The sequence below is a fragment of the Virgibacillus halotolerans genome, assembly GCF_016908515.1.
Lineage (GTDB): Bacteria > Bacillota > Bacilli > Bacillales > Amphibacillaceae > Virgibacillus_M > Virgibacillus_M halotolerans.
The window spans coordinates 112191-134323 of the sequence record NZ_JAFBEA010000010.1; the positions used below are offsets into that span (position 1 = coordinate 112191).

The window sequence follows — 22133 nt, forward strand, 5'->3', positions numbered from 1 at the left end:
ATGCTAGATTTTAAGAAGAAGTCGAAACTGAGCAGTCATTTATGGATTATTTATGCTGTTACGATTGTCTTATTGGCTGCCATCTGGTATTTCCAATGGATGTTCGGCCTCGTGATGACAATTGTTTTGGCGGCTTCTTTTTATTATAGTTTACGAACGGAAAGAATGTTGCTGAAGGAAGCAGAAGTATATATATCAACCCTCTCCCATCGGGTGAAAAAGGTGGGCGAAGAAGCACTACTAGAAATGCCTTTTGGAATCGTCTTATATAATGAGGATTATCATGTAGAGTGGACCAATTCATATATGAACCAATTTGGGAATGACGATACGACAAATATTGGCAGTTCACTGAACCTATTTTCCGAAAAATTGATTCCCATGATAAAGGAAAACAAAAAGGAATTTTGGTTTGACTATGAGGAGAAGAAGTTTCAAACAGTCATAAAAAAGGAAGAGCGTTTGTTATATATATTTGACAGAACGGAACACTCGGAACTAGAAAAGCAATATTATAATGAGCAAACGGTTATAGCTATCATCTTTTTAGATAATTATGAGGAAATTACGCAAACCATGGATGACGCAAACAAGAGTCAGTTGAACTCACAGGTTACGTCGGCATTAAATGACTGGGCGAGTAAGCATGGGCTTTATTTGAAACGTACATCACAAGAGAGATTTGTGGCTGTTGGTACGAAGGAAATTTTGCAGGTGCTTGAAGAAGCTAAATTTAATATATTGGATGAGGTGCGCGGGTTAGATGGCGTACACAAGACACCTGTTACGCTAAGTATTGGCGTTGGGCTCGGCGATGTGGCATTACCTGCCCTTGGCGAATTAGCACAATCGAGTCTTGATTTAGCACTTGGGCGTGGTGGCGATCAGGTAGCAATTAAAGAAGAAGATGGCAAGGTTCGTTTTTATGGAGGTAAAACCAATCCAATGGAAAAACGTACACGGGTGAGAGCACGCGTTATTTCTCATGCATTAAGAGACCTTGTAAAGGCAAGTGATAATGTTATTATCATGGGACATAAATCCCCGGATATGGATGCCATTGGTTCTGCAATTGGGATTTTAAATATGGCTAAGTCGAATGGTGTAGAAGGACATATCGTATTCGACCCTAATGATGTGGATACCGGTGTTTATCGTCTGATAGAGGCGATAAAAGAGGAAGAAAATTTATGGCAGCACTTTACGGAGCCGGAAGAAGCAGAAGAAGTAATAACGGATCGAAGTCTTGTCGTCGTGGTGGACACACATAAACCTTCCATGGTTGCGAGTGAATCTATTTTAAATAAGGCGGAATATAAAGTTGTGATTGATCACCATCGCCGTGGTGAGGATTTTGTTGAAAATCCAACACTCGTTTATATGGAGCCATATGCTTCATCTACAGCGGAATTAGTGACAGAGCTGTTGGAATACCAGCCAGGTGGTTTAAAACTGAAAATGCTTGAAGCGACTGCATTATTATCAGGTATTTTCGTGGATACAAAAAGCTTTACATTACGAACAGGATCGAGAACGTTTGATGCGGCATCCTATTTGCGCGCAAAAGGTGCAGATACGGTATTGGTGCAACAGTTTATGAAGGAAGATATCGACCTCTATGTAAAACGCAGTAAGTTAATTGAGCGTGCCGAAATTTACCGAAATTCGATTGCGATATCAGCAGCAGAAACCGGGATTACGTATGGTCAAGTTTTAATTGCACAAGCGGCAGACACATTATTGTCAATGAATGGAATCAATGCATCTTTCGTTATTTCTGAACGTGAAGATGGTAGAATAGGTATAAGCGCACGGTCACTTGGAGATGTAAATGTCCAGGTGATTATGGAGAAAATGAATGGCGGTGGCCATTTAACAAATGCGGCCACTCAAATTGAAGATACAACCATTGAAGACGCGCAGAATTTATTAAAAGATATTATAGATGAGTATTATGAGGGGAGCGAAACAGAATGAAAGTAATTTTCTTAAAAGACGTGAAGGGTAAAGGCAATAAAGGCGATGTGAAAAATGTATCTGATGGTTACGCTCGTAATTATTTATTAAAAAATAAAATTGCAGAAGAAGCGACACCGGGAAACATGAAAGCTTTGGAAGCACAAAAACGAAAAAGTGAGCAATTGGAACAAAAGGAAAAAGAAGAAGCAATGGATCTAAAGGATACACTGGCAGATCTAACAGTCGAAATAAAAGCAAAATCTGGTGAAGCCGGTCGTTTGTTTGGATCTATTACAAGCAAACAAATTGCGGAAACACTGCAAAAGGAATATGGCTATAAAATCGATAAACGTAAAATCGAACTTGATCAACCACTTCGTGCACTGGGCTATACAACGATTCCGGTTAAACTGCATCCGGAGGTTTCTGGCTCAATAAAAGTACACGTATCAGAGAAATAATTCCGATTATTTAAATGGAATGAATAAGCAGGCTCCCTTTCGGGGTGGGTCTGCTTTTACGCTGATAAGAAAGTAGAAAGCGAAACTGCATTCAGTGGGAGTCTTACTGCCAGCCAAACAGCGATGAAATTTAAAGACATAAGTGTAACGAAGGCTTTCTAATCAGAAAATAAATCTCTCAAATAAGGGGGAGAAGTGAATGAGTGAAACGTGGAATGATCGGACACCTCCACATAACATAGAAGCGGAGCAATCCGTTATTGGTGCGATATTTCTCGAACCCGCGGCTTTCTCAACTGCATCGGAAGTATTGGTTCCGGAGGACTTTTATCGTGCGGGTCACCAACGTATTTTTGCAGCGATGATGAAGCTTGCGGATAAAGGGGAACCCATAGATGTTGTTACCGTAACAACCCATTTAAAAAATGCTAAACAAATTGATGAGGTTGGCGGTGTATCCTACCTTTCAGAAATTGCTGGAAGTGTACCAACTGCAGCCAATATTGAATATTATAGTAAAATTGTAGAAGAAAAAGCATTACTTCGTCGCTTAATACGAACAGCAACAGACATTGTTTCATCCGGATTTGAAAAAGAAGACGAAGTGGAAGATGTTTTAAATGATGCTGAAAAAAATATACTGGAAGTTTCCGGACGTCAAAACTCCGGGGCATTTAAAGCGATTAAAGATGTACTTATCGATGTCTATGATAACATTGAGCAACTACACCATGCGGAAGCTGATGTAACAGGTATTCCATCCGGGTTTCGCGACTTGGATCGTTTGACCTCCGGCTTTCAGCGCAATGATTTAATCATTATCGCTGCACGTCCTTCGGTAGGTAAAACAGCTTTTGCCTTGAATGTGGCGCAAAGCGTTGCGGTGAACACCGATGAGAAGGTGGCGATTTTTAGTTTGGAGATGGGTGCAGATCAGCTTGTATCCCGTATGCTTTGTGCGGAAGGTAATATTGATGCACAAAGATTGCGGAATGGTCAGCTACAGGCAGACGACTGGGGTAAATTAACAATGGCAATGGGGAGTCTTTCCAATGCTGGAATTTTTATTGATGATTCTCCCGGTATTCGCGTTAGCGAAATCCGCTCAAAGTGTCGACGCTTGAAACAGGAACATGGGTTGGGTATGATTTTAATTGATTACTTGCAATTGATCCAGGGAAGCGTTAATTCCAAGGAAAACCGACAACAGGAAGTATCGGAAATTTCCAGATCATTAAAAGGTCTGGCCCGTGAATTAAATGTACCATTGATCGCTTTGTCACAGCTTTCACGTGGTGTCGAATCACGCCAAGACAAGCGTCCAATGATGTCTGACCTTCGTGAATCCGGAAGTATTGAGCAGGATGCAGATATTGTAGGATTCTTGTACAGGGATGATTACTATGATACTGAATCAGAGAAACAAAATATCATAGAAATTATTATTTCCAAACAACGTAATGGTCCGGTAGGTAATGTCGAGTTGGCGTTTGTGAAGGAATATAATAAATTTGTTGATTTAGATCACCGCTATTCAGACAGCGACATTCCACCAGCATAAACAGTAGATGATGAATAGAAAGGCAGCCATTTGTTGAAAAGGCTGCTTTTTTTGAAAGATAAAGTATAAACGAATGGTGCGCTAATACCTACCGCTCCAGAAATATACTACGCTTTCCGTGGGCTTGAGCTCAGCCTCCTCGTAAAAGAAAAGCGCTTTTACTGCGGGGTCTTCGCACTACGCTTTTCCCACAGGAGTCTACGTATATTTCTTTCACTCTGATGATAGTTGGTTCTTGGCAGTTATTTATCCTTGCATGATTAAAAAGGTAAACAAGAGAAAAATCGCTGTCTTTTTTAGATAAGGAAGGTTACCTTCGATTATCATGGATGGTCGCGGAAATCGACTACCTGGAGCGAACATCTTACTTGATGGGGGGATCCATAGGAAGCAAGTGGTCTTCTTGGCCTTTTCTAATGAGGAAATATAAAGAAACAGGGGAAATAAAGACATTTTACCCAAAGTACGATAAAATAGAAACAGAGTATGTGATATTTTGCCGTTCGTACCAATATAGCGAATGCATGTTTTTAATAGTAAAAAAGGATGTGGCGTAAATGAGTCAAAAGATCTTAGTTGTAGACGACGAAGAGCCAATTGCAGATATATTAAAATTCAACTTAGAAAAAGAAGGATATGAAGTTATTTGTACGTATGATGGTGATTCAGCGATTGAACTGGCTGATAGTGAAAACCCGGATTTAATTTTATTGGATATTATGCTGCCGAACAAAGATGGCAATGAGGTTTGTCGGGAAGTAAGAAAGACCCACACGATGCCGATCATTATGCTTACGGCAAAGGATACGGAAATTGATAAAGTGCTGGGACTGGAACTTGGTGCAGATGATTATGTAACAAAGCCTTTTAGTAACCGCGAATTAATCGCGCGTGTAAAAGCGAATTTGCGCCGCAAAAGTGAACCAGATGATACGGTAAAAGCGAAGAAGGATATTGTGATCGGCAGTCTTATTATTCATCCTGATGCTTATGTTGTTTCAAGGGATGGTGTACAGATTGAACTCACCCACCGTGAATTTGAGCTATTACATTATTTAGCACGTCATATCGGCCAAGTTATGACACGTGAGCATTTACTGGAGACCGTCTGGGGTTACGACTATTTTGGTGATGTACGTACCGTTGATGTAACGGTGAGAAGACTTCGTGAAAAAATTGAGGAGAGTCCAAGTAATCCAGTGTGGATTGTAACCCGTCGCGGTGTTGGATATTATTTACGTAACCCTGAGCAGGAGTAGTTGTCATGAATAAAGTTGGTTTTTTTCGTTCGATTCAATTAAAGTTTATTATTATTTATATTCTTTTGTTGCTGCTTGCTATGCAGATTATTGGTTCCTTTTTTACCAGAGAACTGGAAAAGGAAATGCTCGATAATATGGAGGAGTCTGTAAACCAAAGTGTGGATTTGCTGACCTATAATCTAGAGCAGGCGTTTAATAAAGAACGCAGTGAGGATGGGGACGAGCCAACACTTCAAGAGGAAATCCAGGAAATTGTAAATGGCGTTTCTGATTTAACCAAATTACAGGTGATTGACAATCAAAGCCGGGTACTTGGATCAAATGAGCTCAAACAGGATGATATTGGCAAGAAGACAACAGAAGAACTTGTACAAAAGGCACTCTTTCTGGATTCACCACAACGTGATATTGCCTTGGATCCGGAGACACAGAATAGGGTTTTAGTAAAAGCGGTTCCTGTCTTTGATGATGAAAAAGTTGTTGTCGGGGTTATTTATTTAAAAGCATCATTGAATGGTGTTTATCAGCAACTTGAAAATATAAATAATATCTTTTTAAAAGGCTCGATTCTAGCGATTGCAGTTTCCGCATTTATTGGCATTTTAGTTGCACGAACAATAACAAAGCCAATTATGGAAATGAGAAGACAGGCGCAGACCATGGCTAAAGGAGATTTTACCCAGAAGGTTAATGTATACGGGAAAGATGAAATTGGTCAATTGGCTGAAACATTTAATGATCTAAATGGCAGGCTAAAGCATTCCTATGCAACCATAGAAGAAGAACGCTGGAAGCTAAGCTCCGTCCTGTCCAACATGTCAGACGGTGTGATTGCAACAGATAGTACTGGATCCGTAACATTAATGAACGAAGCGGCTGGAAGGCTAATTGGTCATAATCCCGATGAAATCGTTGGGAAATTCCTGCTTGACGTGTTGCAATTAGAGGAGAAATTGGTTGATATTACTGAATTACAGGATAATGGCTCCATGATTATTGATTTGAGTGATAGTGAGCAGGACTTTTTAATTCAGGCCAACTTTTCAACTATTTCAGATGATGAAAACAATATCACAGGATTTATAACCGTGCTAAGTGATGTGACGGAACAGGAGAAGGTGGAACAGGAACGGCGTGACTTTGTATCCAATGTGTCTCATGAGTTAAGAACGCCATTAACAACGATGCGTAGCTATATTGAAGCATTGACTGATGGTGCATGGGAAGATAAGGAAATTGCCCCTAAGTTTTTGGGGGTAGCACAAAATGAAACAGAGCGCATGATCCGCATGGTGAATGACCTGTTGCAGCTTTCAAAAATGGACTCAAAAGAACTATTAATTCAAAGGGAACGAACAGAGTTTACGAGTTTCTTCCATCATATTATTGATCGATTTGAAATGAATATTCCGGAACATATTACTTTCCAACGGGAAATACCTAAGGGAAATTATACGGTGTGGCTTGATAAAGATAAAATGACACAGGTACTGGATAATATTATTTCCAATGCGATTAAGTATTCTCCTGAGGGTGGTAAGATTCGATTAAAAGTAGAAGCAAAAAGGTACCAGCTCCTAGTCAGCGTTCAGGATGAGGGCTTAGGCATTGCTTTTGATAAACTTGAAAAAATATTTGAACGCTTTTACAGAGCGGATAAAGCGCGAACTAGAAATCTTGGTGGCACAGGCTTAGGTTTAGCAATAACCAAAGAGTTAGTGGAAGCCCATCACGGAAAAATCTGGGCGAATAGCAAAGAAGGTAAAGGAACGACAATTTCCTTTACACTTCCGCTTATGAACCAAAAGCGGAAGGGGGATCTTTCATGAAGCTGGAAACGACAAAGTCCTTTATGTTAATTGTTTTAATCGGGGTAAGTCTTTTACTCACTTACGGCTTGTGGAGCTACCAACCCAATTATGAGACGCTGAATGATCCACAGCTGTTGAATGAGGTGGATATAGGCGGCAAAGTAGAAGCGAAAAAGGATCTCATTACACCAAGTAAAATGATTTTCCATGCGAAAGACCATTATTACGGCTTCTCAGATCCGAAGAAGCAACAACAGTTTTTTAAAGATATGCAGTCTTGGACGATGTATAATTTGGATATCAGTGCCGCAGATGGTCGAGCAGCCAAAACGTATGAGGTTGAGGTTGTTTTCCCCGGTGCTATTCCGATGGAACTGCTGAACAAGATATTTACTCTCAATGATGATGAAATCGAATTGCCATCCTGGTCGTTTCAACGGATGTATTATACGTTTGATTCGGATAAAGCAGCACTTAAAGTCCAATTTTTATCTGAAAATGGTAAGCAACAAGCGACTGCAGTTATTAATGATCCTAATCACTATGACCAATTATGGACAATGGTATTCGCTCCGGGAGACTTGAGTGAGTATACGTTATTTAATAAAGATATCTATCTTCCTAAGGATAGGATCTATTTAAATAAGTGGTCGTTGACATTAGATCGTATTGAGCCACAGGATTTTGTCAATGCCCTATTTGCAAATCCATCTATTGTAACCAGACCGAGTGGTGGATCTGGTGGCAGTAGTGATACCTATTATACGGATACACAAAGGCAAATGAAGGTGTTTCGGGATCAGCGCATGGAATTCATTAGTCCTTATACATCGGAAAATGATCAGATGGATCCACTGAGTTTATTAGAGAACAGTGTAAAGAGCATCAATGATCATAAAGGTTGGACGGAGGATTATTATCTGTTGGATATTAAAGCGAATGCAGGTAAAAACGCGATTCGATATCAGATGTACACTGATGGTTATCCTGTTTACAGCGGCTCTAATTTATCACTCATTGAGCAGGAATGGCGGGATCAGGTCCTGACAAAATATGAGCGCCCACTATTTAAAATGAGTGATCCCATCAACAGTGATCAAATTGAATTGCCATCCAGCGAGGAAGTTGTTTCTTATTTGGAAAACAACGGTACTTATCAAATGGAAAGCATTCAGGATATTCAAATAGGATATAAACTTAATTATATGGACGATGATAGCTATACCCCATATGTAACACTTGAACCGGCATGGTACATGAACTATAATGGCAGCTGGATTGAGATCAAATTTGAAGATCCAACACAACAAAAAGGGGGAGATTGAGGATGCAATGGAGTCAAATTAAGACCTTATTTATCCTCTGTTTCCTCGTACTTAATATATTTCTATCCATCCAATTTATCAGCAAACAGAAGGAAGCAGATATCGGTGAATTGGATAATGAGGAAATCCCGTTTGAAGATCGACTGGAATCCGAAAGAATTAAGGTTAAAGATATTGAAACAGATGTAAAAGAAGCATCTTATATAAAGGCATCACAAAAAGACTTTACAACAACAGAACAGAAAGCGTTAGCCAAATTAAAAGATCAGGATGCAAAGGTGATCAGTAATAACTTTATTATTTCGAAGTTTGATGACCCAGTATCCCTGCCTTCCCAATTGAAGAAAGATGATTTGGATCGTTTTATGAAGGACCACACGCTTTTCCCAGACGACTTTGCATATTGGGGATCGAATAAAGAAATGAATGTGCTGATCTTTTTCCAGGAACAAAAAGGTTTTCCGGTTTACTTTAACCAGCACGGTTTATTACTTGTGTATTTAAATGATAAAAATGAAGCTGTTTTTTATACACAAACGATGCTTGATGATCCGGAACCCCAGGGTGAAAAGAAAACGTTGAATAAACCAAAGCAGGCAGTTGAAACGCTATATAAAAGAAACCATTTATATCCAGGTGATGAAGTAACCGGTGTTGAAATTGGGTATTATACCCGGATTCTATCTGAAGGTTTACAAGTTTTTGCGCCCACATGGAAAGTATCTGTTAAAGAAGAAAAAGATGACCACGTGCGGGTCTATTTTGTAAATGCGATTGAAGGCCTTGTGTTGGATAGTGAAGATATTGAGTTCTTAGAAACGGCGATAGAAGACAATACCCGTAAAGTTCGAGTGTTGGATGGTGATAGTAAGATGAAAGAAACCATCTTGTCACATCTAAAGCAAATGACAGATGAAGATAGTAATCGGAGTGAAGAAAAATGACGTTACGTTTTAGTGTGTTAGCATCCGGCAGTACAGGAAATGCTTTTTATATAGAGTCAGAGAAGGAAAGAATATTAGTGGATGCAGGTTTAAGTGGTAAGCAAATGGATCGATTATTCAATGAGGTTCATGTGGATCCATCTAAGCTGACAGGTATACTGGTGACCCATGAGCATTCAGATCATATTAAAGGGCTAGGAATTATTGCCCGCAAATATAACTTGCCAATTTATGCGAATGAAAAGACATGGATGGCAATGGAAAAATCGATTGGTAAGCTATCATTAGATCAGAAGTTCCATTTTGGTATGGAAGAAGTGAAGACATTTCAAGATATGGACATCGAATCGTTTGGTGTATCCCATGATGCCGCAGAGCCGATGTTTTATACGTTTCGTCATGATGGTAAGAAAGTGGCGATTGTCACAGACCTTGGCTATGTATCAGAACGAATTAAAAAGACAGTAGAAGATGCTGATGCATATATATTTGAAGCAAACCATGATGTGGACATGCTGCGAATGGGACGATACCCTTGGAATGTAAAGCGTCGAATATTAGGAGATTCCGGACACGTATCCAACGAAGATAGTGGTTTGGCACTGGCTGACATTATTAGTAATCGTACGAAGCGGATTTATTTAGCGCATTTAAGTCTAGATAATAATATGAAAGATCTTGCCCGCATGTCTGTGGAAAGTGTGCTACAAGAAAGAGGAATTACAATTGATTTAATGGATACCGATCCAACCAATCCCACACCACTATATGAAGTAATATAAAACGCTCCGACCACCTGCAGGATGAAAACAGGTGCTAGCAGCGTTTATACTGATTTATTGAAAAATCGGTAACTGATCCTGTTTAATTTTTACGTTGGAAGGAATACTATATGAAAACAATATATATGGGATAAGGGGTTAGATAAATGGGATATTATGATCAACATTATCCGCCAAATCCACATCGTAAAAAGAATAAACCCTGGTTAGTTCCAGTTTTACTTGGCATTGTCATCGGTATTTTATTAGTTGTTGTCGCCATGCCCGCTTTAATAAAATCAGATATCATGCCGGGAAATGAGGCTACACAGCAAGGAAATAATCTGGATGTGAAACATGGGAATCCACATGGCTCAGATTTGAATCAAACCATCAATGTCGATGTCTCTACACAAATTACAGACGTTGTTGAAAAGGTTACGCCAGCAGTTGTTGGCGTGATTAATATTCAAAAGAGTGGGGATTTCTGGCAGCAGGAAAATGGGGATAGTGAAGCAGGAACCGGATCAGGTGTCATTTACAAGAAAGAGGATGGGACAGCCTATGTTGTTACCAATCATCATGTTGTAGAAGGTGCCACATCATTAGAGGTTGTTTTATCAAATGATACCCACCTCGATGCGGAATTGATCGGCAGTGATTTGTTCTCTGATTTAGCAGTCTTGCGAATGGATGGATCTGATGTAAAGCAGGTGATGGAGCTTGGGTCTTCTGACAGTATCAAGGTTGGAGAGCCAGCAATTGCGATCGGGAATCCACTAGGAATGATGTTCTCAAGCTCTGTTACACAAGGCGTTATCAGTGGAACACAGCGAACGATTCCCCAGGATTTTAACCAGGATGGACGCGCGGATTGGCAAGCGGAGGTTATTCAAACCGATGCAGCGATCAACCCCGGTAATAGTGGTGGTGCACTCATTAATATTAATGGTCAGCTTATTGGCATTAATTCAATGAAAATTAATCAAGCAGCTGTAGAAGGCATTGGTTTTGCCATTCCTATTGATTCTGCGATCCCTATTATTGAAGAATTGGAAGCAACAGGTGAAGTAACTCGTCCTTATTTAGGCGTTGAAATTTACTCTTTAGACGAAGTACCTCAAGCTGAATGGAAAAATACGCTTCATCTTCCCAAAAATGTAGAGGGTGGGGTTTACGTTTGGTCTGTTGAACCGATATCGCCGGCCGATAAAGCAGGGTTAAAACGGCTCGATGTGATCACGGAGATAGATGGTAATCCAGTGATGAATATGATTGATTTACGGAAAGTTTTATACCAGGAAAAGAAAATAGGCGATGAAGTAACCATTAAGTATTATCGTGATGGCAAGCAAAATGAGGCCAAATTAACACTGGGAACTCAATAATAAGTAGAAAAAAGGCTATCCACATGTTGAAGGATAGCTTTTTTCATGGAAAGTAATCCACAATCCATCAAAGTTATTCACATACCGTGGATAACTTTGTAGACAGATTCAATATATAGTATATAAAAAAGGGTAGGCACAAAATAGCTAGGAACATTTGTGCATATGTGGATAACTTTGGGGATAAGTATGCTTTTGCGTACATAAATGTTTATCAGTTGACGAAAACAGAGGATCAAATTACATATTTCACCTTTTCGCGCTTTGCCAATGTTGTCCAATTAGAATTAATAATACTAGCATCACAATATCAAGCCGCGCTTCGAACGCAAATGTTAGTAACCCTTGCTCAGAAAGTACGGGCCACTTTGTTAAGCATAGAGCACCGATCATCACAATGATCAGTGGTATGGTTGCGTGCTTGATATACATTCTCGCAATAACTAGCATCCCACACGCAACTTCAGTAATTGCAACAAGGAATAAGGTTACCTGAGGGAAAGGTAGTCCAAGGCTTGCAAATACGGTTTGAAAGTCGCTATCTACTAATTTTAGAATACCTGAAGTAACAAATACGTAGCCAATAAGATAACAAATCCATTTTGTTTGATACATTTCGGGAACACACCTCCAAATGAATCCTTTTTAAATATGTATGCGCCAATGTAGACAATCTTGACAAGCTTTTATTTAGTTCTCAGGTTTCTCAGTACCTTCTTGTTGCTAAGCATGCCAAATAACCTTATAATTTCTTTTAGACATAGAATAGTATAAAGGAAGTGCAAACCTGTGATTCGACGATTTTTTTCTTATTATAAGCCACACCGTCGTTTATTTATTATTGATTTTACCTCCGCAGTAATTGTAGCGTTGCTTGAATTAGCGTTTCCGGTTGCTGTACAACGCTTTATTGATACGCTCTTACCACGCGGGGATTGGAATCTGATCGTGACGGTTAGTGTGTTGCTTTTATTAGTTTATATAGTGAGTACGCTTTTACAATATGTTGTTACATATTGGGGTCATAAGCTCGGGGTTAACATTGAAACGGATATGCGTGAAGACTTATTTCATCATGTACAGCGCCAGTCTTTCCGCTTTTTTGATAATACAAAAACAGGACATATCATGAGTCGAATTACCAATGACTTATTTGATATTGGAGAACTGGCACACCATGGTCCTGAAGACTTTTTTATTGCGATCATGACGTTTATTGGTGCCTTTTTCATTATGTTTATGGTCAATGTAAAGCTCTCTTTAATTATCTTAATTGCTGTGCCGATCTTAATCTTCCTGATTGCCTATAGTAATATTAAAATGAACAAGGCATGGGGGATGATGTATCGGCATATTGCTGACGTAAACGCACGTGTGGAGGATGCTGTTTCCGGTGCACGTGTGGTGCAATCTTTTACAAATGAAGACTTTGAAATGGAACGTTTTATCAAGAACAACAACAGCTTTCGAACCGCAAAAGTTGGTGCATATAGAGTAATGGCATTTGTTAGTTCGAATATTTATATGATGATGCGTTTAGTTACATTGCTGGTACTCATTTTTGGCGCCTGGTTAATGCTTGAGAAGGAACTCTCCAGTGGAGATCTTATTTTGTTTGTTTTGTTTGTGAACGTGTTAATGAAACCAATTGAAAAAATTAGTGCTTTATTGGAGCTCTATCCAAAAGGGATGGCAGGATTCAAACGGTTTACTGAATTACTGGACATGAAGCCAGATGTACAAGACCGTGAGAATGCGAAAGCAGTGCAAATGCTAAAAGGTGATATTGCTTTTGATAATGTTACATTTGGCTATGAAAAAACACAAAAGTCTGTGCTACAATCAATGAATTTTGACATTCATGCTGGAGAAACGATTGCTTTTGTCGGCCCGTCCGGTGCAGGAAAAACAACAATCTGTTCGCTTATTCCTCGTTTTTATGACGTGGATAATGGCAGTATTACCATCGATGGTATAGATTTAAGGGATATGACAAAGAAATCTCTTAGACAGCAAATAGGTATTGTGCAACAGGATGTGTTTTTATTTACGGGGACCCTTCGTGAAAATATTGCTTACGGTAAACTGGATGCGACAGATGCGGAAATTGAGCATGCGGCACAGCAAGCACATATGGAGGCGTTTATTAAAGAATTACCAGATGGCTATGAAACACAGGTCGGCGAACGTGGTCTGAAGCTCTCCGGTGGACAGAAACAGCGTATCGCTATTGCGCGCATGTTTTTAAAGAATCCACCGATCCTCATATTGGATGAGGCAACATCAGCACTTGATACGGAAACCGAAACCATCATCCAGAAAGCTTTAACGGAACTGGCGAAAGACCGTACGACGCTCATCATTGCACATCGCTTGGCAACCATTAAAAATGCCGATCGCATCATGGTTGTCACAAAAGAGGGTATTGAAGAAGAAGGTAGCCATGAAGAACTGTTAAAACGTGACGGTGTTTTTGCACATTTGCATAAGATACAAATGCAATAAACGGATCTTAAAGAGGATTTCCTGTCTTGTAAGGCAGGAAATCCTCTATTTATTGATGGAGAATAGTAAGGTATTTAAGGAAGTCGCCTGCTTCAAGCATAATTCAAAAAAAGCCGAATAATAATGATAGATGCTTGTTTTAATAATTATGCGAGAGAGGTAATGATATGGCTTTTAACAAAAAATGTTGTCATTGTAATTACGCATTTAGTTACAAAACATTGTTGAATCAAACAGCTATTATGAAGTGTCCGGCATGTAAGGCAGAGCTGCAAGCTACATTATTATCGAAGATTATCTTTTCATTGATTTTTATCATTCCTTTTGTTTTGATATTAATGGGCATTGAACGTGATCTTGGTAAAATTGTTGTGACTTTAATTTGGGTTATCATCAGTTTTTTAGTTATTCAGCCACTTGTGCTGAAATATGAATAATTCAACTTTCGCAGAGCTTATTCGTTAATTTTATCGTTTTTTATTATCGCATTTATATAAACTGCGACATAAGAGCATGTTTATTTGCCAAGGGGTGTGTTATTCCACCGTCCGGGATCGCTCCGGGCGGATGCTTTCCGCGGGTGCCCCGGCAAGGGGTATGTCGACGTTGCCCGCAAAGGGCGGTTTTAGTCGACCTTCATAACCACTCTCGGGGGTCTTCGGACACGTGCTGGGACTGCGATTACTCGTCCCACCGAAAACCATTGTTCCCGCTGGAGTCACCGCCCTTCTCTCACCCGGACTGGTTAATGCTATTTACGGGAAGGCGCTGTGTCATTTCGTCCAGCTAAAGCACACTTTTATTGGCAAACGCTATACTTAGCACCCCGTATACACGAAGACTCCTGCGGGAGGTCGGCTAATAACGGTCACGTCCTGTGACCAACGCCGACACTAGAATATCGTGTTCGTCGAAAAGGCATCGGTGAGACCCCGCAGTGCGTAAGGTGGCCACTGAAAAAATGGTAGATTTTAAAAAAATTGCTTTTCACCTTAATCTAGCATCTCGAATATACGGAGACTCCTGCGGGAAGTAAGAGATCGACGAGACCCCGCAGGACGGTAGTCCGAGGAGACTCGACACTCGCCCGCGGAAAGCGCAGTATATTCGAAGATGCGATGGTAGATCCTGATATTATAGTGCTATATTTAATTTTTTCAGTGGCCTCGTGCGTAAGCACAAGGAGGCTCAACAGCCGCCTTAGGATGCGCGAAGTGTATACGGGGTTGCGGTCGCCTATGAAACTGGTTTCATTATCAGCATTACAGATCTAACATAGATAGAATTTATATCGAGCTTATCTCTTTTTGTGTAAAAAATACCCTTTTATTTTATAAGGTTGTCAGGGGAATTATTAGAAACATTCTAGGTTTAACTCATCTAACTATTTGAACGTATTTTATTGATGCGAAAGTGAGTGAATAATAAACAGTGGTTCTCCATATACTTATCCACAAAAACCTGTGGATAGCGTGTGTATAGTTTTAGTATTCTGAAAAATGATGTTTTAACATTCAGTTAAAAGGGAAAACATTTGCTAGTTGTTTGTTCATAACGTCTATAATAAGAAAGGTTTGATCGATGGTGCGTTTAAGTGAAGAAAAAATTGAAGAAGAACTGCAAGCTTTGCCAGATTGGGAACGACTGGACGAAAAGTGGATGGCGCGGAAGTACCGCTTTAAAAACTTCCTGGCTGGAATTAATTTTGTAAATCAGGTTGCAGTATATGCGGAGAAGGACAAACATCATCATCCATTTATTTCCATTGATTATAAAGTGGTGACATTAAAAATATCGTCATGGCAAGAAAAGGGAATTACCGCTTTGGATTTTGAAATGGCAAATCACTTTGATGAACTCTATGAATTAGCCGAGAAATAAGCATAACGAATTTTGTCGATATTTCCCGGGAAATAATAACCCCCTCACAGTTAATGAGGGGGTTATTAATATTGCTAAGGAATAAGCTTTTATAATCAGTACAACGTCTTTTTACTTTATATATTGTGTAAATAGAGCACAAATATAACCGTCATAATCGATCCTGTTACCAAGTAGTGTGTCTAGTTGCTTTTCCCGTATAGCACCAAACCATTGCAAACCCGAGAAACTAACATAAGAAGAATAGATGCAATGAATAACACTAAGGGAACATAAGTAAAGATCTGTGCTACCCCTACGGTGAAAAAGAGCATGTGACAGCCTATGAAGAAGATAAGAGAACTGCGCGCTGTCGGACTAACAGGAGAGTTTTTGCGGAAATATATAACAGCACCTGCTATACTAATAATAGAAAATAAAATGATTAAACTGCTATGAACCATCTACTTCACATCCTTTGTATGGATTGGAAATGTGACTTCCTTTTACAAGGATACAAAGTGGGGTCGACCCCATGTAAAGACTTATATTTTAAGGGGGATAAATAAGCTATGAAAATTGGAAAATTTATCAATAAGGTACAAACAACGAAGGATACAGTAAGGCATTACGAAAAAGTCGGCCTGTTAAAACCGGCATGGGATAACACACACAGAATATACGGAGAAAAAGAGATCAACGATTTTCATGCGATTAAAGAGATGCAAGCATTGGATATGTCTTTAAAAGAAATACAGGTAATTTTTGAAGTGAAACAGAACAATGGTTGTGGCTCAACCGAATTGCTAGAAGAAGTGATTCAAACAATCGTGGAGAAACAGCAACATCTTATGCTAGAAGAAAAGACAATCAGGCACAAAAAAGAGCAGATTACGGGGATGCTGAATGTGCTAATGGAAGTGAATCAAAAAGGTAAGAAATAGAAAGAGGACCAGATCGACCCGGTCCCTTCTAAAGAACTGTATATAATCATTTTTTTGAATGTCAAACACATTTTTCTGTTTATATAGCTAATGATATAAAGTATTGTCTCTTTTCTAATCTAATGCTTCATCCACTCTGTTGCCAACATGCCATATACAACATGATCCACATAATGATCATACAGCCATTCTGCTTGACGTAGCTGTCCTTCACGGGTAAAGCCTAATCTCTCTGGGATGGAGCGGCTTTTTTTGTTTTCATAGGCGGCACGGATGTCGACACGGTTTAGTTTTAACTGATAGAACGCATAGTCAACCAAAGATTGTGTAGCTTGGGTCATAATCCCTTTACCTTGAAATCCTTCGCCTAACCAATACCCAATGTAGCCCACTTTATTGGTCCAGTCGCAGTGGTTGAACCCGGCAATTCCAACGAGCTTATCTTGATAAAACACCCCTGCTGTAAGTCCTTTACCTTCACGATAATCATGCAGTATATGTTCAATATATGCATGGGAATCATCAACGATTGTTGTTTTGTCAACCCAGCCAAGCCATTCGCGTAAATGTTCTCTGGAATCGTCGGTTAACTGAAAGAGCGCTTCCGCATCTTGTAAATCCAATAGCTTTAATACAATGTTTTCATCAATTTCTCGTGTGAACATGTGCTTCCACCGTCCTTTGTAGGATATAGCATATCACAATAGCAAGCGGCAGACACGACCCGGTTTTTGTCGAAGTCTGTATTTTTCCATAGGTAAATAGATGGATTTGTTCGACAAATCAAGGTTTTGTACCATGTTATAAGGTATAATAAACGTACTTAATCATAAAAGGATGTGTCTATCGTGATGAAAAATAATGTGAAAGCGATATTTTTATTCTTTCTGATCTTAACCATTGCGTTTATGCCATTTGCTGATCAGGAAAAAGCATTATTTGTAACTGCATCCGATGAATTAACAGAAGCGGATTTAGAAGCATCCGCAACATTACATGAAAAGTTGAATGTTATCCTAGGTGATGAGCGGTTGGATGGTACGGTAACTGGTGTAAGTGTTAGAAAGGCAGATACGGGTGAAGCAGTATTCTCCCAGATGGGTGATACGCGACTGCATCCTGCCTCTAATATGAAGCTATTGACCAGTGCTGCAGCATTGGAAACACTTGGGGAAGATTATCAATTCACTACGGAAGTTTTAACAGATGGTAAAGTGAAGGGAAAGGTACTGCAAGGGGATCTGTATTTAAAAGGTAAAGGAGATCCAACATTAATGAAAGAAGATCTTGATCAGTTAGCATTAGGTTTAAAGGATCAGGGTATTTCAAAAGTTAAAGGGAATCTGATCGGTGATGATCGTTGGTATGATGATATTAGGTTATCCATGGACTTGAATTGGAATGATGAACCATTTTATACTGGTGCACAAGTTTCTGCACTAACCCTTTCGCCTGATGATGATTATGATTCAGGAACCGTTATTGTGGAAGTCATGCCAAACAATAAGCAAGGGAAAAAGGCAGAAAAAGCCAAAGTGAAACTGACACCAGAAACAGATTATGTTGACATTATAAATAAAACCGAGATGGTCCCTGAAAATGAAAAGAAGGATATTTCCATTGAACGGGAACACGGAACAAATAATATTGTTATTGAAGGAAAAATGCCACATAAAGGGGCAAGTTCGAAGTCTTGGGTAGCTGTTTGGGAGCCGACAGAATATGCGCTGGATGTGTTTAAAAAATCCTTGGAGGAAAATGGTGTCCAGCTAATTGGAGATGCCAAGGTAAAGACCGGTAAAACAGCAAAAGATGCAACACTGATTACTGCAAAAAAATCGATGCCTTTAAAAGATCTGCTTATTCCATTTATGAAGTTAAGCAACAACGGCCACGGGGAAACATTAACAAAGGAAATGGGTAAGGTCGTAAATGATAAAGGTACTTGGGATGATGGACTGAAGGTAATCAACAATACATTGGATGGACTTGATGTTAACACAGACACGATCCTGCTTCGTGATGGATCCGGTATGTCACATAAAACAGTGATTCCGACAGAAGAATTAACCCACATGCTCTATGCCATTCAGGAAAAGAGCTGGTTTAACACATTTGAAAAATCGCTGCCTGTAGCTGGTGTAGATGACCGTTTAATCGGGGGTACATTACGCGATCGGATGAAAGATAAAGAGACGAAAGGGAATGTGAAAGCCAAGACAGGATCTTTAACAGGTGTGTCCAGCCTTTCCGGTTATGTGACATCGAAGGATGGAGAAAAATTAATCTTCTCGATCATGATCAATAATTACCTCGGATCTTCCGTAACAAGTATAGAGGATAAAATCGCAACAGTGCTTGCCAAGCATGATTTTACGGAATAAATCAGTGAATGACGCAAACTGCAAACCTTAGTGGGTCTGTTTAGGTAAAATGTGGTACGATAACATAAACAGATTCTCGATGAAGGTTGTGATGTCTTTGGGATTTAGCAGTATTATTACGTTGATTGTTTCAATCGTTACCATTATCAATATTTTATTAGCAATTTTAGTTGTTTTTATCGAGAGAAGAGATATTGGGACAACGTGGGCATGGCTAATGATCTTGTTTTTTATTCCTGTTGTCGGCTTTTTAGTTTATTTGTTCTTTGGAAGGCAGTTAAAGCAAAAGAACTTCTATAAACTTACAGTTGAAGAAAGTGATTATTTAGAAGGCGCAGCAGATGAACAAATAAGGCAAATAAAACAGGCAGAAGGGTTAGATGAAAGTCGTCTGGTTCAAAAATATGGACACATGCTTCTAATGAATTTGAAATCATCCACTTCGTTGGTCACAACGGATAATGATATTACTATCTTTAATGATGGGGAAGAAAAGTTCGATGCCTTATTTCAAGATATAAGGGATGCAAAAAAGGAAATAAATATTCAATACTACACCATTCAACGGGATTTACTAGGAAAAAAACTGCGTGATGAGCTGACGAAAAAGGCAAAAGAAGGTGTAAAGGTACGTGTACTTTATGATGAAATAGGTTCAAGGAAAATAACCAAATCCTTCTTTAAAAATTTGATTGCGCACGGTGGCGAAGTAGAGGTTTTCTTTCCATCGATTGTGAAGTTTATTAATCCCCGGCTTAATAATAGAAATCACCGTAAATTATGTGTCATTGATGGAAACATCGGTTATATTGGTGGATTCAATATCGGAAAAGAGTACTTAGGTATGGTTAAAAAGTTTGGCTATTGGCGTGACACGCATTTCCGGATGATTGGCGAAGCTGTAGATCAAATACAGGGCAGGTTTATCCTGGATTGGAAGGAAGCCACGAGGCAGAAAGAGACACATTTGAATGAGTTTTTATTTCGAACAGAAAAAAACCAAGGTACCTCTCCTGTTCAGATTGTCGCTTCCGGTCCCAATTCGTATACCGAACATATTAAAATGATGTATCTCAAGTTAATTATGAACGCAAAGAAAAGTGTTTATATACAAACTCCCTACTTTATTCCGGATGCGAGTTTCTTGGATGCTTGTAGAATAGCATTGTTAGGTGGGGTTGACGTCCGCATCATGATACCGAATAAACCAGATCACCCCTTTGTATATTGGGCTACACTTTCCTATGCAGGAAAGCTTCTGGAATATGGCGCAAAGATATTGATTTATGAAAATGGATTTCTGCATGCAAAAACGATTGTAGTGGATGAAGAAGTTGCATCGGTAGGTACAACGAACATCGATGAGCGAAGCTTTAGTTTGAATTTCGAAGTTAACGCGATTGTTTATGATGAAAAAGTAGCGGGTCAACTGCAGGACATGTTTCTTCAGGATACGGAGCAAAGTTCTCTTTTAACAACAGAACGATATCAAAATCGATCCACTTTTATTAAATTTAAGGAAGCCATTTCCCGTCTGCTATCCCCAATTTTATAAATGTTTCGATGGGCAAACACGGGATTAGACCGATTTTCTATGGCTAAAAACACTTTCTTACATAGAAAGTGTTTTTAAGTTTTGTTTACCTGTTTGACGATATATTCCAGTTCATTTAGTAACTTGTCTAATTCCTGGGATATATGTACGACAGCATCATAATTATTTTCTAATGTGCTTGCGTTATACATTTCTAATCTAAGTTGTTCGATTTGCGTTTCTAATGTTTCCTTCAGACTCAAGTAACTTCCACCACTCTTTCATAGCTATTAATAGCCCGTTTTAGATAGGTTAAAACATGTCATAAACTGTAAAATCATGCACTGCCTGAAGGAAATTGTTCTTTGTTATGGTAAGATAAAATAATATACAAATAGAGCGCATCATATATGGAACGTTTTGTTCGAAGAAAATTTTTTCTAAAAAGAAGCCGATGTGGAAGGATGGGGTGTGGAATGCAGGAAAAGGCAATTACGATTGAAAGTTTGGTTCACAAGTTTTCATTAAAAATATTAGCAGGGAATAGCCAATTGCAGCGAACGATCACGCAATCAAAGGCGCACCGACCCGGTTTGGAATTTGTCGGTTACTTTGACTTCTTTCCGATGAATCGTGTGCAGGTACTTGGTAGGAAGGAAATCACTTTTCTGCACAAACTAAATGAGGATGAACGTAAACAACGAATAGGAAATATCGTCAAATATCATCCACCCTGCTTCATTGTTACGCATGGACAGACTGGACTGGACTATTTAAAGCAATATTGTACCGAGGAAGCAATCCCATTATTATACACGACGGAGGCTACCTCAGAATTTATTGCAAAGCTTGATGCTTATATGATAAAAATATTAGCGGATGAAATAGCGGTGCACGGCGTTTGCATTAATGTTTCTGGAATAGGAATCATATTGCGCGGAAATTCAGGAGTTGGAAAAAGTGAAACAGCACATACGCTAATTCGGCGCGGACATCGCTTGGTTGCGGATGATATCGTTGTACTCAAAAAGCTCAGTCACCGAACCTTGCTTGGAACACACAATGAGACGAATAAGGAATTTCTTGCGCTTCGCAGTATTGGATTGTTAAATGTCGTTCGGCTATATGGAAGAAAGGCATTCCAGGAAGAGACTCGTATTGCGCTGGATATCAAACTGACAAAGTGGGACGACGACTCTTTGAATAATGAATTGGAGATTGAACCCAAATTCAGGAAATATATGGGTGTATCCGTCCCACATATTGAGATCCAACTACAGCCAGGACGGGATGTGGCTGGATTAATTGAAGCGGCGGCAAATAACTGGTATCTCCAACAACAGGGATACAGTGCAATGGATGAGTTTGTAGAACGAATAGAAGCGAATTCCAATGTATTTGACCCGAAAGATGTTCAAGGCCCTGAAGATTGAT

General features: G+C 39.4%; 19 protein-coding genes. 16 read left to right on the forward strand and 3 right to left on the reverse strand.

Annotated features, from left to right (window positions below):
* The 9 genes from JOC34_RS18440 (at position 1) to JOC34_RS18480 (ending at position 11472) form a co-directional block, all read left to right on the forward strand.
* Positions 1 to 1977 (forward strand): DHH family phosphoesterase, encoded by a 1977-nt coding sequence (locus JOC34_RS18440; protein ID WP_205138258.1) that lies wholly within the window; start codon positions 1 to 3, stop codon positions 1975 to 1977.
* Positions 1974 to 2420 carry a 50S ribosomal protein L9 gene (gene rplI, locus JOC34_RS18445; RefSeq protein WP_205138259.1) on the forward strand — a complete coding sequence of 149 codons (447 nt, stop codon included), beginning with the start codon at positions 1974 to 1976 and terminating at the stop codon, positions 2418 to 2420. The genes JOC34_RS18440 and rplI overlap by 4 nt, the downstream gene beginning before the upstream one ends.
* A gap of 199 nt (positions 2421 to 2619) precedes the next feature.
* Positions 2620 to 3981, forward strand: a complete 1362-nt coding sequence (gene dnaB / locus JOC34_RS18450; RefSeq protein WP_205138260.1) for a replicative DNA helicase — start codon at positions 2620 to 2622, stop codon at positions 3979 to 3981.
* A gap of 557 nt (positions 3982 to 4538) precedes the next feature.
* Positions 4539 to 5240 carry a response regulator YycF gene (gene yycF, locus JOC34_RS18455; RefSeq protein ID WP_205138261.1) on the forward strand — a complete coding sequence of 234 codons (702 nt, stop codon included), beginning with the start codon at positions 4539 to 4541 and terminating at the stop codon, positions 5238 to 5240.
* A 5-nt stretch (positions 5241 to 5245) separates the two neighbouring features.
* Positions 5246 to 7072: a cell wall metabolism sensor histidine kinase WalK gene (gene walK, locus JOC34_RS18460; protein WP_205138262.1), complete on the forward strand. Its 1827-nt coding sequence runs from the start codon at positions 5246 to 5248 to the stop codon at positions 7070 to 7072.
* Complete coding sequence (locus tag JOC34_RS18465) at positions 7069 to 8379, forward strand: YycH family regulatory protein (protein WP_205138263.1); 1311 nt, start codon at positions 7069 to 7071, stop codon at positions 8377 to 8379. The genes walK and JOC34_RS18465 overlap by 4 nt, the downstream gene beginning before the upstream one ends.
* Before the next feature lie 2 nt (positions 8380 to 8381).
* Positions 8382 to 9323 carry a two-component system regulatory protein YycI gene (locus JOC34_RS18470; protein WP_205138264.1) on the forward strand — a complete coding sequence of 314 codons (942 nt, stop codon included), beginning with the start codon at positions 8382 to 8384 and terminating at the stop codon, positions 9321 to 9323.
* Positions 9320 to 10105, forward strand: a complete 786-nt coding sequence (locus JOC34_RS18475) for an MBL fold metallo-hydrolase (RefSeq protein ID WP_205138265.1) — start codon at positions 9320 to 9322, stop codon at positions 10103 to 10105. The genes JOC34_RS18470 and JOC34_RS18475 overlap by 4 nt, the downstream gene beginning before the upstream one ends.
* A 146-nt stretch (positions 10106 to 10251) precedes the next feature.
* Positions 10252 to 11472, forward strand: coding sequence for a S1C family serine protease (locus JOC34_RS18480; protein ID WP_205138266.1), 1221 nt, complete (start codon positions 10252 to 10254; stop codon positions 11470 to 11472).
* Between the two features lie 249 nt (positions 11473 to 11721).
* Here JOC34_RS18480 and JOC34_RS18485 read toward each other — a convergent pair whose 3' ends face one another.
* Positions 11722 to 12087: a DoxX family protein gene (locus tag JOC34_RS18485; RefSeq protein WP_205138267.1), complete on the reverse strand. Its 366-nt coding sequence runs from the start codon at positions 12085 to 12087 to the stop codon at positions 11722 to 11724.
* A 174-nt stretch (positions 12088 to 12261) separates the two neighbouring features.
* Here JOC34_RS18485 and JOC34_RS18490 point away from each other — a divergent pair, with 174 nt between their 5' ends.
* The 4 genes from JOC34_RS18490 to JOC34_RS18505 all read left to right on the forward strand — a co-directional run bounded on the left by JOC34_RS18490 (position 12262) and on the right by JOC34_RS18505 (position 16781).
* Positions 12262 to 13977, forward strand: a complete 1716-nt coding sequence (locus tag JOC34_RS18490) for an ABC transporter transmembrane domain-containing protein (RefSeq protein WP_205138268.1) — start codon at positions 12262 to 12264, stop codon at positions 13975 to 13977.
* 167 nt (positions 13978 to 14144) lie between these two features.
* Positions 14145 to 14414: a TIGR04104 family putative zinc finger protein gene (locus JOC34_RS18495; RefSeq protein ID WP_205138269.1), complete on the forward strand. Its 270-nt coding sequence runs from the start codon at positions 14145 to 14147 to the stop codon at positions 14412 to 14414.
* A gap of 1144 nt (positions 14415 to 15558) precedes the next feature.
* Entirely contained in the window at positions 15559 to 15858 is a 300-nt protein-coding gene (locus JOC34_RS18500; protein WP_205138270.1) for a 4a-hydroxytetrahydrobiopterin dehydratase, read from the forward strand.
* A gap of 551 nt (positions 15859 to 16409) precedes the next feature.
* Positions 16410 to 16781, forward strand: coding sequence for a MerR family transcriptional regulator (locus tag JOC34_RS18505; protein WP_205138271.1), 372 nt, complete (start codon positions 16410 to 16412; stop codon positions 16779 to 16781).
* 119 nt (positions 16782 to 16900) lie between these two features.
* Here JOC34_RS18505 and JOC34_RS18510 read toward each other — a convergent pair whose 3' ends face one another.
* Positions 16901 to 17446, reverse strand: coding sequence for a GNAT family N-acetyltransferase (locus JOC34_RS18510; protein WP_205138272.1), 546 nt, complete (start codon positions 17444 to 17446; stop codon positions 16901 to 16903).
* A 186-nt stretch (positions 17447 to 17632) separates the two neighbouring features.
* On the opposite strand from JOC34_RS18510, the gene dacB reads away from it, so the two are divergent.
* Together dacB and cls are read left to right on the forward strand one after the other, a co-directional pair.
* Positions 17633 to 19165, forward strand: a complete 1533-nt coding sequence (gene dacB, locus JOC34_RS18515; protein ID WP_205138295.1) for a D-alanyl-D-alanine carboxypeptidase/D-alanyl-D-alanine endopeptidase — start codon at positions 17633 to 17635, stop codon at positions 19163 to 19165.
* Positions 19166 to 19262: 97 nt separating this feature from the next.
* Complete coding sequence (gene cls / locus JOC34_RS18520) at positions 19263 to 20720, forward strand: cardiolipin synthase (protein WP_205138296.1); 1458 nt, start codon at positions 19263 to 19265, stop codon at positions 20718 to 20720.
* Between the two features lie 74 nt (positions 20721 to 20794).
* On the opposite strand, the gene JOC34_RS18525 is transcribed toward cls, so the two are convergent.
* Entirely contained in the window at positions 20795 to 20962 is a 168-nt protein-coding gene (locus JOC34_RS18525; RefSeq protein WP_239544577.1) for an aspartyl-phosphate phosphatase Spo0E family protein, read from the reverse strand.
* A 213-nt stretch (positions 20963 to 21175) separates the two neighbouring features.
* Between JOC34_RS18525 and hprK the strand changes: the two genes are divergently transcribed.
* Complete coding sequence (hprK, locus tag JOC34_RS18530) at positions 21176 to 22132, forward strand: HPr(Ser) kinase/phosphatase (protein WP_205138273.1); 957 nt, start codon at positions 21176 to 21178, stop codon at positions 22130 to 22132.
* Position 22133: the final 1 nt, after the last annotated feature.

Excerpts from the sequence above, each read along its gene's own strand:
- JOC34_RS18485 (WP_205138267.1), bottom strand. The coding sequence starts at position 12,087 with ATGTATCAAACAAAATGGATTTGTTATCTTATTGGCTACGTATTTGTT.
- hprK (WP_205138273.1), top strand. The coding sequence starts at position 21,176 with ATGCAGGAAAAGGCAATTACGATTGAAAGTTTGGTTCACAAGTTTTCA.
- rplI (WP_205138259.1), top strand. The coding sequence starts at position 1,974 with ATGAAAGTAATTTTCTTAAAAGACGTGAAGGGTAAAGGCAATAAAGGC.
- JOC34_RS18510 (WP_205138272.1), bottom strand. The coding sequence starts at position 17,446 with ATGTTCACACGAGAAATTGATGAAAACATTGTATTAAAGCTATTGGAT.
- JOC34_RS18470 (WP_205138264.1), top strand. The coding sequence starts at position 8,382 with ATGCAATGGAGTCAAATTAAGACCTTATTTATCCTCTGTTTCCTCGTA.
- JOC34_RS18440 (WP_205138258.1), top strand. The coding sequence starts at position 1 with ATGCTAGATTTTAAGAAGAAGTCGAAACTGAGCAGTCATTTATGGATT.
- JOC34_RS18505 (WP_205138271.1), top strand. The coding sequence starts at position 16,410 with ATGAAAATTGGAAAATTTATCAATAAGGTACAAACAACGAAGGATACA.
- walK (WP_205138262.1), top strand. The coding sequence starts at position 5,246 with ATGAATAAAGTTGGTTTTTTTCGTTCGATTCAATTAAAGTTTATTATT.
- dnaB (WP_205138260.1), top strand. The coding sequence starts at position 2,620 with ATGAGTGAAACGTGGAATGATCGGACACCTCCACATAACATAGAAGCG.
- yycF (WP_205138261.1), top strand. The coding sequence starts at position 4,539 with ATGAGTCAAAAGATCTTAGTTGTAGACGACGAAGAGCCAATTGCAGAT.
- JOC34_RS18495 (WP_205138269.1), top strand. The coding sequence starts at position 14,145 with ATGGCTTTTAACAAAAAATGTTGTCATTGTAATTACGCATTTAGTTAC.
- dacB (WP_205138295.1), top strand. The coding sequence starts at position 17,633 with ATGAAAAATAATGTGAAAGCGATATTTTTATTCTTTCTGATCTTAACC.
- JOC34_RS18475 (WP_205138265.1), top strand. The coding sequence starts at position 9,320 with ATGACGTTACGTTTTAGTGTGTTAGCATCCGGCAGTACAGGAAATGCT.
- JOC34_RS18465 (WP_205138263.1), top strand. The coding sequence starts at position 7,069 with ATGAAGCTGGAAACGACAAAGTCCTTTATGTTAATTGTTTTAATCGGG.
- JOC34_RS18500 (WP_205138270.1), top strand. The coding sequence starts at position 15,559 with ATGGTGCGTTTAAGTGAAGAAAAAATTGAAGAAGAACTGCAAGCTTTG.
- JOC34_RS18480 (WP_205138266.1), top strand. The coding sequence starts at position 10,252 with ATGGGATATTATGATCAACATTATCCGCCAAATCCACATCGTAAAAAG.